We start from the raw sequence: 12896 nt of genomic DNA on the forward strand, positions 1-12896 counted from the left end.
TGAAAGTTCGTTGTGGTTGGGGGTGATCAGTTGTATGGACGGCACCAACCTGGCAGGTGTGGGTGCTAGAGTGAAATGCGGGTGAGGCCTGATTCCTGTGGCCTGTGGTGGTGTGATGCATGAGTTCTGATCAGGCCGGGGGCTCGGCCAAGTCGGCTTCGCTTTGGGCGATGGCCGGCAGCCTGGGAACGCGCGGGATGTCGTTCCTGTTTTTCATGTTGATTGCGCGCGCGCTGTCGCCTGCCGAGTTGGGCGTGATGGCCATGGCGTTGGCCGTGAGTGTGTTTGCCGATGCGCTGATCGATTTTGGTCTGTCGTCGCAGGTGATGCGGCATCAGGACGCTGACGATCAGCCCTTTTTCAGTGGCGTGCTGTGGCTGCAGATGCTGTTGGCCACGCTCAGCGGTTTGACCATTGTGGCCGTGTCGGGCTTGGCCGCTCAGGGGTATGACGAGCCGCGCCTGCAATGGGCCTTGTGGGGGGTAGTGGCGGCGAGCTGGTTGAATGCGGCCGGCTTGGTGCCGCATGCTTTGCTGTCGCGCCAGTTGCAGCACAAGTCGATTGCCCTGCGCAATACCTTGGCCACTTTGGTGGGGGGCTGCATTGGGGTGGGCATGGCCCATGCCGGCCAGGGGGTGTTGGCCCTGGTGGTGATGCATGTGGCCAATGCGCTGACCGGCTTGGTGACGGTGTGGTGGGCGGCCGGCTGGCGCCCGTTGGGCTGGGGCTTGTGGCGTGTGTGCCTGGAGGCGGTTCGGCCGGTGTGGGGGCAGGCCCGGCATCAGTTGGGCACGCAGTTGCTGGAAGCCATCATGGTTCGGCTCGACCAAGTGCTGATTGGCGCGGTGTTTGGCGCCGCCACCTTGGGGGTGTATGCCCTGGCGGTGCGCATTTTCGATGTGCTGTTCCAGGTGACCTGCGGACCGATTGCCTCGGTGTTGCTGCCCTACATGGCGAGGGTGGCCAGCGATGCGCGGCAGTTTCGCGAGCGTTTTCTGTCTGTGCTGGGCAGCGTGGCGCTTTTGGCCCCCCCCATTTACGTTTGCGCGGCGCTGTATGCCGGGGTTGGCGTTAACCTCGTGTTTGGCGAGAAATGGGCCCCAGCCGTTCCTTATTTGCAATGGGCTTTGGGAATGGGGGCGGTGCAGGCGGTGGGGTTTGTTCATCCGCCGGCCTTCATGGCCTTGGGTAAGCCCAATTTGAATTTGTCTGTGGCGCTGATCTCTTCGGCGCTGTGGGCGTTGGGGTTGCTGTTTGTGCCCCAGTTGGCGCCTATTTTTGCGATGGTGTTGTGGGTGGGCCGGTCAGCCGTGGGTTTGGCCATGCAGTTGCTGTTCACTCGCCGCTTGATGGGCATACGTGTGGCCGACTACTGGCTGGCAGTGCGGTGGCCTGTGTTCACCACGACGCTGGTGGCGGCGCTGGCCTGGCTGTCTGACTTTGGGCGGGCTCTGGGCATGGGCGCTTGGCTGGGTTTCGTGCTGATGGTGGGCGTCAGCATGGCGCTTTTTGTGTTGCAGGCCTGGCTGCTGTCGGCCGAGTTTCGTGGGTTTGTTTCGGGTGCGCTGGCGCGTAGGCAGCGCACCTCCTGAATCGAGTAGAGAGATAAGAAAGATGGCGAGGCTCGGGGCGAGCGGATCGTGGTTGCCTGGTGTGGCGGCTTTGTTGCTGGGGGTGGGCTGCGCCTTGACCTCGGCTGGGGCTTTTGCGCAGCGCGATCTGTCTTTGGGTGTTTTTTACTTCCCCGGGTGGCGCGACGATGCCCCAGGCGCCCCCGCAGCCAAACCGTGGCAACGGATCAAAGACTTTCCGGAACGCAAGCCTTTGCTGGGTTGGTATGACGAGGGCAATGACGATGTCATGCGCCTTCAGCTCGAATGGATGATTCAGTACGGGCTGCAGTTTGTGGTGTTTGACTGGTACTGGGCCAACGACGGTCGAGTCATGCTGGATCATGCTTTGGCGGCCTATTTTCGAGCCCCCCAAAGAACCAGGCTGCCGTTTGCCCTGCTTTGGGCAAACCATGGCGATGTGCCATCCAGCCAGAGTAATTTTGACCAGATGGTGGACTGGTGGGTGAAGTACTACGCTGCGCGCAGTGAGTTCTTGCGCGTGGATGGCAAGCCCGTGGTGTTCATTTATTCATCGCAGGATCTGGCTGCGCGCGCCAGGGCGTTTGGCACCACAGCCCAACAGTTGTTGTCGGGCGCACAGAAGCGGGCCCGTGATGCGGGCTTGCCAGGGTTCTATTTTGTGGCTGGGGTAACGGGCGATACGCCCGATTTGCTGCGAGAGGCTCGTGCGATGGGCTACAGCGCTGTATCTGCCTATAACTTGCATGCGCCTGCTGGGCAGCAGGGCAAGCTGGCCCACAGTTTCAAAGAGCTGGATGCGGCCTACCAGACGCACTGGCGTCAATATGCGGCCAGCAGCTCAGTGCCCACCATCTTGCCGTTGACGGCAGGCTGGGATAAGCGGCCATGGGGTGGCACTTACGATTCTCGCCATGACCAGTGCATGCCCACGCTGAATGAGTTTCGCGACCACCTGGCTGCAGGGCGCAAGGCTTTGGAGGCCGTGAAGCAGCCTGGCACCAAGCTCGGCGTGTTGTGCTGCTGGAATGAGTTTGGCGAGGGTTCGTATATCGAGCCGACTCAGGTCGAAGGCAAGGCGCGCCTGGAGCGTTTGCTGGAGGTGTTCGGCAAATGAAGGTGCATTTCGTGTTGCCCACCGAGGGCACGGTGCCCGTAGGCGGCTACAAGGTGGTGTACGAGTACGCCAATGGTTTGGTGGCACGTGGCCATGAGGTCACGATCACGCACCCGTTTTGTTTGCTCCCCAGCCAGGTGCGAGAGATGAAACGCTTGCGCCCATGGCTTACGTTCGCCAAGCGATGGGCTTTGCGGCGCTTCACGCCTGAGGCGTGGTTCAAGCTGGACCCGGCTGTGAAGTTGCGGTTCGTGCCTTGGTTGCATCGGTGGTTCATGCCAGCGGCTGACGTGGTGGTGGCGACGGCATGGGAAACCGCGGAATGGGTGGCCACGTACGAACCCAGGCAGGGGCGCCGCTTTTACCTGATCCAACACTTTGAAGACTGGTCAGGGGACCGCGATCAGGTGCTGCGTACCTGGCGTTTGCCGATGCACAAGATCGTGATTTCTCGCTGGCTGGAGGCCATGGTGGCCGAGCAGGGGGAAACCTCCAGCTACATCACCAACGGCCTGGACTTCAAGGCATTTGGGATGGATGTACCCCCCCAGGATCGCGACCCCCACTCTGTGGCGATGCTCTACCACCAGGCGGCGTGGAAGGGCAGTCGTTATGGGCTGGAGGCCTTGAAGCAGGTGCAGGCCCAGTGTCCTGATTTGAAGGCAACCCTGTTCGGGGTATGTGCCCCACCAGCTGATTTGCCGCCGTGGGTGACTTACCACCAGCTGCCTTCGCAGCACTTGCTGCGCGAAATCTACAACCGGGCCGCCATTTTTCTGGCGCCCAGCTTGACGGAAGGCTGGGGCTTGCCGCCTGCCGAGGCCATGATCTGCGGTGCTGCGGTGGTGCTGACCGATGTGGACGGGCACCGTGAGTTTGCCCAGGCGAATGTGAATGCTTGGATGTGCCCGGCCGCGGACGCCTCGGCCCTGGCGCAAGGTGTGCTGACCTTGATGTCAGACCCGGTGCAGCGCTTGCGTCTGGCGCAGGCGGGGCGTGAGTCGATTCAGCGGTTCACGTGGTCGAGCGCATGCGAGGCCATGGAAGAGACATTGAATAAAAAATGAAAACGAAAATGAAACAGGGAGTTCTTCATGGCGATATTCGCACCGGCCGCCCCAGGCATGAGGGCATGGCCACGGACTGAGTATGGGCGCCCTCGCGTGGTGGTGGCGAGGGTCATCAAACAGTTGATGGGGTTAGGCGCCTGGCTCACCGTGGGCTTGCTTTTTTCGTTGGTGGCACTGCCCAGTTATGCGGAAATCAAGCCAGGGGGATTGCCCAATGTGTCGCCAGCGCGGTGGGCACGCTTTGTTCTGATTGGCTTGACGTTGCTGCTGGTGTTCGTCAAACCGTTTCGTGCGCCGTTGACCGAACTGGCTGGGCCTGAAACGCGCCGACTGTGGCGCACCGTGGCGTTTTTCTTCGTTTGGTATTTCTGCTTGAATCTGTATCTGAACTATTCAAGCGGCTATTTCATCAACGAAATCAAGAACAACATCTTCCCGTCGTGGTTGGCGTTCGCGTTTGCGGCCATCTACATTCGCCGCGAGCAGGACTACTTGCTGTTGTTGCGCGCGCTGGTGGTGGCCATGCTGGTCGTGGTGTGTGTGGCCCCAATCGAGTTTGTGTTGAAGCGGAATGTGTTTGAGGGCTTCATTTCGTCGGAAGGATGGAGCCAGGTCGGTCTGGTGGACCAGACGCGCGATGGTGTTTACCGAGTCAAGGTGACCTTCGAGCATCCGCTGACGTGTGCGCAGTTCCTGATTACGGTGGGGGCAGCGTTTGTGGCCAAGGGCATGTTCAGCCAGACTGGCACGCAGTGGCGTTGGGTGTTGCTGGGCTTGTTGTCGTTCAGCGGCGTGGTCTTGACCTACACCCGGTCTGGGATGTTGATGGCCTCGATTGTGTTGGGCGCCATTTTGATTTTGAAGTTTCTGACCTGGACTGCGACTTTTCGAAATCGCTTGACCGCCGCCGTACTGCGGGTGCAGTTGCTGTGGCTGCTGTTTGTGGCCATTGGCCTCGGGCTGTGGGTTTACGAACTGGTCAGCGGGCGCACGGCTGAAGAGTCGATGAGTTCGCAAGCGCGGATCAGCATGCTGACGCGTGGCATACCGGCCATTCTGGACAGCCTGATCGTGGGGCGAGGCACCGGTGAGGGCGCCAAGATTGCCGGTTTCAAGGGCTACTTCGGTGTTTACTTCATTGACAACATTTACCTGGCCTATGCACTGGACTATGGCTTGCTGTATTGCCTGGTCTTTGTGTTCATTTTGGGGTTTGCCATTTGGCGCTTGTGCCCAACCTACGATGAGTTGCGCGCGCCGCAGGCCAACACAGGTATTCGGATTGGCGCGGCCCTGGCCTTGGCTGCATCGGCCTGCATGTTGACGATGCATGCCACTTCGGCGCTCAATGAATTCATTTTTGGTTTGATCGGGGCGACCTTGTGTTTGCGTGGGCGGCGGTTCGCGAAGCCCCGTAGGTGGCGGCGGGGGCCATGATGTGCTGTGGGATGTTTGAATGATGAGTGGCCGAGCAGTTCAGTTCACAGCCCTGGATGCCTTGCGCGGGGTGGCTGCTATGGGGGTGGCCTTGTTCCACTTTTTCCCGGGTTGGGCCGGGTATTTGGCCGTCGACTTCTTCTTCGTGTTGAGCGGCTTCATTCTTTCGCATGGCTATTTGTATGGGCCCCGCCAATTGAGTTTGAGGGAGTTTCTGGTGCACCGATTGGCGCGCTTGTACCCCTTGCATATTTATGCCCTGGGCGTGTTTGTGGCCGTGGCCTATTGGCTCCATGGCCGGTGGCCCAGTTACCCAGACGGCACCGTGTTCACCTTGGTTCAGCATCTTCTGCTGTTGAACAACGTGGGCTTGAATTCAGAAGGTCTGACCTATAACGAACCCAGTTGGTCGATTTCGGTGGAGTTCGTGGTCAACCTGCTATTTTTTGGCTTTGTGAGCGCAAGAACTTCGCCGCTGCTTCTGGCTGCCGTGGCCTTGGTCGGGTTCGCTTTGATGGGAGCCTTGACCGGACACCTCGATGTGCATTACCAGAACTATTTCGATTACCTGAACGCCGGGCTGGTGCGCTGCGTGTCGTCGTTTTCTCTGGGCATCTTGACCTATCGTTTGTACAGGTGGTGGCAAAGCCAGACGCGGGCTTCGTCCGCAGCGAGTTGGGTGGAGTGGGCCCTCGTGGCGATGGTGGCCGTGGTGTTGTTTGCCAGACCGCACAAGACCAGTGCCCTGGATTTTGTGGCGCCTTTCCTGTTCATGGCGGTGGTGTTTGTGTTTGCGCTGGAGCAGGGGTGGTTGTCAAACCATGTGCGGCGCCTGGCTCATCTAGGAAAGATTTCATACTCGATCTACCTGAACCAGTTTGTGGTGCTGATGGTGTTTCGCAGTTTCTGGCCCGATGGGGGCGGACGCTTGATGCTGCTGGGCTTTCTGGGGGTGTTGCTGGTCTATTCCTATGCGACCTTCTATTGGGTTGAGCAGCCGGCACGTCTTTATTTGCGAAGGAAGTTCGAACGCAACCGTTCTGGTGCGTGGAATAACACCTGAAACAGGCCCCCGAGTAGCGGGGGGTGGCCGGGTTATTACTAGGCGAATTGCCGTCTGCCCAGAGGAACTTCGCTGAGCTTCTTGCCACAATCACTGGCCCCCTTTCATCTATCCCAGTTGTCGTCTTTTATGAGTCAGTCGTCGGTTTCCTTGCCAGTTGCACCCTCCGGTGAGGTGAGGTGGCCGTTTGCTCAGTTGCTCATCCTGGCGGTAGGTTTGCTGGCGCTGTTTATTCCCACCTACGTGTCGTTGGCGGGAACGGCCTGGATGAAGGACGACAACGGCCATGCCCCCATCATCATCGCCTTGTCGTTCTGGTTGCTGTGGAACGACCGCCAGAAGTTGTTTGCCGGGGAGGCGCAGCCCGCGATGGTGTCGGGTTGGCTGGTGTTGATGGTCGCGCTGGCCATGTATGTGTTGGGGCGTTCTCAGGGGCTCGACACCCTCGAGGCCTTGTCGCACGTGTTCCTGCTGGCTGCAGGCATGCTGATGCTGCGAGGCTGGACACTGGTTCGAATGGCCTGGTTCTCTTTGTTCTTCATGCTGTTCATGGTGCCGCTGCCAGGGGTGCTGGTGCAAGCCATCACGATGCCACTGAAGGTGGCGGTTTCGGTGGTGGCCGAAGCGGTGTTGCATCTGGCGCATTACCCAATCGGTCGCTCCGGTGTGACCCTGACAGTCGGCCCCTACCAGTTGTTGGTGGCTGATGCTTGCTCCGGCTTGAACTCGCTGTTCACACTGGAGTCGCTCGGCTTGTTTTACATGAAGCTGATGAACTACCAGTCGCGCGCACGAAACACCCTGCTGGCGGTGGCAATTGTGCCGATCTCGTTCATTTCGAATGTGGTGCGCGTGGTGGTGTTGGTGCTGGTGACCTATCACATGGGCGACGAAGCTGGCCAAGGTTTCCTGCATGGCTTCGCCGGCATGCTTTTGTTTGCCGTGGCTTTGGTTTTGACCTACATGACGGATCGCCTGTTGGCCTCCCGCTTTGATAAGTCTGAAGGGCTGAAGAGGGTGTGATGGCGATGAAGAAAGGCATGGTCGGTCTGGTGTTGGCAAGCGCTTGCATGTTGGGCGCTGCCTATTTGTCCGAGGCGCTCAGACCCACGCAGAGCTTGGCCGACGTGCGCCCAGCCATCGTGCTTGAGCAATTGGTGCCCATGGAGTTCGGTGGCTGGAAGGCCGAGCCTTCTTTGACCCCGCTTCTGCCCGATCCTTCCGTGCAGCGCGTGATCGAGTCTGCGTATTCCCAAACCCTGGCTCGGGGCTATGTGAACGACAAGGGCCAGGTTGTGATGCTGACCATTGCCTATGGCAAAGATCAGAACTCGGAGTCGACTGCGGCGCATCGGCCTGAGTTTTGCTACACCGGCCAGGGGTTCACGGTTCACGAGTTGGGCGTTCACCAGGCGCAACTGGCCGGCCATGCGCTGACGATGCGGCAGTTGGTGGGAACGCGTGACAACTACACCGAACAGATCTCCTACTGGGTCACGCTGGATGATCAGGCCACTTTGCCTGGTCTGGGCCGCAAGATCGCACAACTGCGTTACGGCCTGCAGGGGCAAATCGCAGACGGCATGCTGGTGCGGGTGTCGACGGCCAGCCGAGATCCGAAACTGTCAGAGCAGTTGCATGACGCATTCATCCGGGATCTGGAACAGCAGATGCCGCCGGGGTTCCGCCCACGTTTTTTCGGGTCGTGATCGCACGGTTCGGTACACAGGTTTTTAAGGTTTTGGCATGTCGTTAAACCAGATCTACGCAATTCTGAAAGCCCGCTGGCTGGTCTTGCTGTCGGTGTTTCTGTCGGTGGTGGCGATCGCTGCGTTGGTGTCTTTCTTGATGCCGAAGAAGTACACCTCGTCGGCCCAGGTGCTGATTGATGTGAAGTCGCCCGACCCGATGATTGGCATGGTTTTGCCAGCCATGATGACGCCCAGCTACATGGCCACCCAGGTGGACCTGATCTCGAGCGAGCGCGTGGCCATTCAGGTCATTCGCCGCTTGAAGATGAACGAAAGTGGCGCCATGCAAAAGCAGTGGCGCGAAGCAACCGATGGGGTGGGCTCGTTCGAGTCCTGGCTGGCCGGTATCCTGGCCAAGAACCTGACCGTCAAGCCGGCCCGTGAGTCGAACGTCATCACCATCAGTTATGAGTCGACCGACCCGCAGTTTGCGGCCGCCTTGGCCAACGGGTATGCCGAGAGCTTCATTGACACCACCGCCGGGCTGCGAACCGATCCGGCGCGCAGCTTCAATGCCATTTTCGATGGCCTGGCCGCTCGCTTGCGTGAGCGACTGGAGGAGGCTCAGACCCGTTTGGCCGAGTTCCAGAAAGAGCGAGGGCTGGTCGCGACCGATGAGCGGCTGGACATTGAAAATGCGCGTTTGCTCGATTTGTCGCAGCAGGTGACCTTGCTGGAAGGGGTGCAATCGGAATCGGGTAACCGTGAAATCCAGGCCAAGCGTGCCGCCGGCAGTTCCGCTGATGTGCTGGCCAACCAGGTGGTTGGGGCGCTGACGGCTGACCTGGCTCGATTGGAAGCCAAGGCGGAAGAACTGGAGTCACGCTTTGGTGATGCCCACCCCCAGGTGATCGAGACGCGCGCCAACATCAAGGTCTTGCGCAAGCGCATTGCCGAAGAAACCAACAAGGTGACCAGCAGCGTGGGCTTCAGCAACACGGTCAACGAAGCCCGCCTGGCCAAGGCGCGCGCCAATCTGGAAGCCCAGCGAGCCAAGGTGATTCAGATGCGCGCCAATCGCGATGCGGCATCGGTGCTGGTGCGCGATGTGGAAAACCTCCAGAAGGCCTACGACACGGCTCAGAACCGTGCGGTGCAGGCCAGCATGGAAAGCCAGACCACCCAGACCAATGTCTCGATTGTTCAAGTGGCTTCGCCTTCGCCCAACCCATCGTCGCCCAAGGTTTTGTTGAACATGGCCTTGGGCATTGTGGGGGGCTTGATCTTGGCGCTGACTGCGGTCTTGCTGGTTGAACTCAATGACCGGCGTGTTCGCACCGCCGATGATGTGCTGATGGAGCTGAACCTGCCGCTGGTGGGGGTGTTGCTCAAGTCTGAAGATGCCCCTTCTGGCCTGTTGCGCCGCAAGATTCGTCCCTGGCTTCTTCGATCGCCTCCCACTGCCGTTGGCGGTGCGGGTGGGTCAACGTTGTAAAGAGTGACTATGGACACAGAAATCATGCCGAGTTCTTTCGCAGGGCAGTACCCCGGCGAAACGGGTCTGGAAAAGCCGATTGGGGACATCATTCGCGAGGCGAATAACCTGTCGGCTGAGCAGGTCGAGAACATCCTGGCTTACCAGCGCGAGAACAACGTCAAATTCGGCGAAGCCGCCGTGGCGTTGGGTTTGGCCAATCAAGATGAAGTGCTGTGGGCCTTGGCTCAGCAATTCCACTATCCCTATGCCAATCAGGCTGTTTACGGCTTGAGCGATGAGTTGGTGGTGGCGAACAAGCCCTTCTCGGATCAGTCCGAGATCTTTCGGGGCATTCGCACGCATCTGTGCAGTTCGGTTTTTCACAACCGCGACAAGCGGGTGGCCTTGGCCGTGACCAGCACGGAACCCGGAGACGGCAAAACCTTCTTTGCGGCCAATCTGGCGGTGGCGCTGAGCCAGTTGGGTGGGCGTACTTTGCTGATCGATGCCGACATGCGTTCGCCACGTTTGCACGAGGTGTTCGGGGTGGAAAACCGCAGCGGCTTGAGCGGTGTTTTGTCGCGCCGCTCCGGCACCAATGTGTTTCGTCGGGTCAATGGGTTGCCCAGCTTGTATGTGCTGCCGGTGGGCATCGTGCCGCCCAACCCTCTGGAATTGTTGCAAGGCCAGACCTTTGATTTGTTGATCAAGGTGGTGACTGGGAAATTCGATTACGTGGTGGTCGACACGCCCTCGGCTTCGAAAGGCGTGGATGCTCGTGTGATCGCGGCCAGCTGTGGCTCGGCTTTGGCGATTGCCCGCAAGGACAGGACTCGCACCGAGCGGCTGCGCGATTTGCTGGAGCCTCTCAGCCGTGGTGGCATCAACATGGCGGGTGTCGTCATGAACGAGTACTGATCGACTTGCAGAGAGGACGCTCCGTCATGCGGCGATGGTTTCAGCTCGTGATCGCCACTTGGTTTGGCGGTCTTGTTCTGCTGGCCAGCCAGGCCTGTGCCCAGGCGCCCACGAATGTCGGGGTGTATTACTTTCCCGGTTGGCGCAATGACACGCCTTACGCGCCATCCAACAGGCCTTGGGAGCGCATCCAGCCGTTCAAGGAAAGAGAGCCTCTGCTCGGTTGGTATGACGAAGGGGCAGACGATGTCATGCGCCAGCACATTGACTGGATGCTGTCCGCTGGGCTGAAGTATGTGGTGTTTGACTGGTACTGGGACATCGACAACAAGGTGTATCTGGACCATGCGCTCGCGGCCTATTTCCGTAGCCCGAAGCGTGAGCGTTTGCCGTTTTCGATCATGTGGGCCAACCACGGCAAGGCCCCGAACAACCGAGCGAACTGGGATCGCATGGTCGATTTCTGGGTGCGGTTCTATGCCCCCAGGCCGGAGATGCTGCGCATTGATGGCAAGCCGGTGATCTTCATTTTCCTGGCACGCGAACTGGAAGCCAGTGCGCGCAAGTTCGGGGCTTCAGCCAGTGAGTTGCTGGCTTCGGCGCAAGCCAAAGCGCGTGAAGCCGGACTGCCTGGTTTTTACTTCGTGGCGGGCGCGGCCAGCGAGGAAACGACGGTCGTCAGGGACGCCTTGAAGACGGGCTATGACGCCGTGACGATGTACAACATGCATCGCCCGCCGTTTGTGCAGAAGGAGTCTTACTCGTATGCCGAACTGGACGACGCCTATCGGGCGCATTGGCGCACCTATGAAGCTGTCAGTCCGGTGCCGGTGTTTTTTCCGATGACATCGGGATGGGACAAGCGCCCTTGGGGTGGGAGCTCCGACCCTCGGCACGATGGGTCCATGTCGGTGCCTTCCGAGTTCGAGCTTCATTTGCGTGCGGGGAAGAAAGCCATCGAGGCAGGGCGACTGCGCGAGGGGCAGGCCGCGCGCTGGGGTTTGATCTGTTGCTGGAACGAGTTCGGCGAGGGGTCCTTCATTGAGCCCACGCGTGCCTTGGGCACCGTCATGATCGACAAGGTGAAGTCGGTTTTTGGTGCAGCCAAGCCTGTGAGTCCGAAGGAGTAACGGGGATGGCCGCGAAGCACTTGCAGGTCTGGCCTCGGCAGAGGACAGGGCAAATGTCGGTCGCCACGCAGGCGGTTCTTGATCAGTTGCTGCGTTTGTCGTTTCTGGCGTTCTGTCTGTTTGTCTTCTTTCTGGTGGCCTTTCCGGCCTATGGCGAGTTGAAGATTGGCGGGTCACCCAATTTGGCGCCGTCGCGTTTGCTGCGACTGGCCATGCTGGGCTTGATGATGCTGATCTTGATGATCAAGCCATTCCGCCACAGCTTGACACGCCAGGAAGACAGGGGCGCGCGCATTCTGTTCTGGTTGGTGGCCGCGTTCTTTTTGTGGATCTTGCCCCTGGTGCTGTTCAACGCCGCGTCCCTAGGCTACACGCTGACCAAGTTGAAAAATGAAATCATCCCCGTGTGGGTGACTTTCTGGCTGACTGCCGCGCTCGTGCGCAGCCGCAGTCAGCTCAACTGGTTGATCAACATCCTGGCACTGTCGACCCTGGTGCTGCTGTGCGTGATGGGGCTGGAGGTGGTGTTGCGCCGCAATGTGTTCGATGGCTTGCTGCAGGTCGAGAACGTGTCGACCCAACTGGCGTTTCTGGAAGATTTGCGTGATGGCTTCTATCGAGCCAAGGGGACCTTCCAGCATCCCTTGGTGCTGGCCCATTTCCTGGTGTCGTTCGGGCTGATGTTCCTGGCCAAAGGGCTGTTTCATCCTCAGCCCAGAGCCATTGGCGGACTCAAATGGTCCTTGTTGGGAGGGATCTGTTTGGGATGCGTTTACTTCACCAATACGCGCTCGGGGCTGGCAATCGGGGTGGTGTTTGGTGTCGTGCTGTTGAGCTTGCGCTATCTGGTCTGGCTCAGAGGCTTTGCCAGCCAGGTGATGGCAACGGTGCTGCGTTTGCAACTCATGTGGCTTCCCGTTTTGGCGGCGGGCGGCATGTATGTGTTGGCCGATTTGATGGCGGGTCGCTCGGAGGCCGAGCGCTCCAGCAGTTCATCGCGTCTGCAGACCATCGTCAATGCGTTTGGCAACATTGGCGAAAGCCCCTTGATCGGATTCGGTGTGGGTTTGGGGGACACGAAAGGCGGCGTGTCATACGCCGGCGGCCGCATGTACACCGTCGACAATTTGTTCCTCTTGCAGACCTTGGACAACGGCATTCCGGCTGCCTTGTTGCTCCTGGCCTGTTTCCTCTATTGCGCATGGCGCGTCACGCCGCGTTGGAAGGATTGGTGTTCCAGTGAGGATGTGGGTTTGCGGGTGGGCATTCTGTTCGTGATGCTGACTACCTCGGCCATGTATTTCATTTATGCGTTGCCCGACTTGTTCGAGCTGTGCTTTGTGCTGATTGGCGCGACCTTGTGTTTGCCCGGCCGTCGAAGGCCTGCTGGGGCCTGAATCC

The 12896-nt window shown here is 59.5% G+C and carries 11 protein-coding genes; all 11 read left to right on the forward strand.

The features are described from left to right. The first annotated feature begins 119 nt into the window (after positions 1 to 119). Positions 120 to 1592, forward strand: a complete 1473-nt coding sequence (locus VFW72_RS00470) for a lipopolysaccharide biosynthesis protein (RefSeq protein ID WP_329672291.1) — start codon at positions 120 to 122, stop codon at positions 1590 to 1592. A 22-nt stretch (positions 1593 to 1614) separates the two neighbouring features. Continuing rightward, positions 1615 to 2709: a glycoside hydrolase family 99-like domain-containing protein gene (locus VFW72_RS00475; protein ID WP_329672292.1), complete on the forward strand. Its 1095-nt coding sequence runs from the start codon at positions 1615 to 1617 to the stop codon at positions 2707 to 2709. Continuing rightward, on the forward strand, positions 2706 to 3776 hold the full coding sequence (locus VFW72_RS00480; RefSeq protein ID WP_329672293.1) for a glycosyltransferase family 4 protein: 1071 nt from the start codon (positions 2706 to 2708) through the stop codon (positions 3774 to 3776). Before VFW72_RS00475 ends, VFW72_RS00480 begins: the two co-directional genes overlap by 4 nt. Before the next feature lie 27 nt (positions 3777 to 3803). Further along, positions 3804 to 5216 carry an O-antigen ligase family protein gene (locus tag VFW72_RS00485; RefSeq protein ID WP_329672294.1) on the forward strand — a complete coding sequence of 471 codons (1413 nt, stop codon included), beginning with the start codon at positions 3804 to 3806 and terminating at the stop codon, positions 5214 to 5216. 19 nt (positions 5217 to 5235) lie between these two features. Continuing rightward, positions 5236 to 6279: an acyltransferase gene (locus tag VFW72_RS00490; RefSeq protein ID WP_329672295.1), complete on the forward strand. Its 1044-nt coding sequence runs from the start codon at positions 5236 to 5238 to the stop codon at positions 6277 to 6279. 129 nt (positions 6280 to 6408) lie between these two features. Next, complete coding sequence (gene xrtB / locus VFW72_RS00495) at positions 6409 to 7302, forward strand: exosortase B (protein ID WP_329672296.1); 894 nt, start codon at positions 6409 to 6411, stop codon at positions 7300 to 7302. Next, the gene (gene epsI, locus VFW72_RS00500) at positions 7302 to 7988 is read left to right on the forward strand and encodes an exosortase-associated protein EpsI, B-type (RefSeq protein ID WP_329672297.1); all 687 of its coding nucleotides are present in this window, start codon (positions 7302 to 7304) and stop codon (positions 7986 to 7988) included. Before xrtB ends, epsI begins: the two co-directional genes overlap by 1 nt. A 37-nt stretch (positions 7989 to 8025) precedes the next feature. Beyond that, entirely contained in the window at positions 8026 to 9465 is a 1440-nt protein-coding gene (gene epsF / locus VFW72_RS00505) for a chain length determinant protein EpsF (protein WP_329672298.1), read from the forward strand. 24 nt (positions 9466 to 9489) lie between these two features. Further along, entirely contained in the window at positions 9490 to 10365 is an 876-nt protein-coding gene (locus VFW72_RS00510) for a polysaccharide biosynthesis tyrosine autokinase (RefSeq protein ID WP_329672299.1), read from the forward strand. Between the two features lie 26 nt (positions 10366 to 10391). Further along, positions 10392 to 11495, forward strand: coding sequence for a glycoside hydrolase family 99-like domain-containing protein (locus tag VFW72_RS00515; RefSeq protein ID WP_329672300.1), 1104 nt, complete (start codon positions 10392 to 10394; stop codon positions 11493 to 11495). A 5-nt stretch (positions 11496 to 11500) separates the two neighbouring features. Then, a complete protein-coding gene (locus tag VFW72_RS00520) occupies positions 11501 to 12892 on the forward strand; it encodes an O-antigen ligase family protein (RefSeq protein ID WP_329672301.1) in 1392 nt (463 codons plus the stop codon). The last annotated feature ends 4 nt before the right edge of the window (positions 12893 to 12896 follow it).

Source organism: Aquabacterium sp. (assembly GCF_036273115.1).
Classification (GTDB): Bacteria; Pseudomonadota; Gammaproteobacteria; order Burkholderiales; family Burkholderiaceae_C; genus Aquabacterium.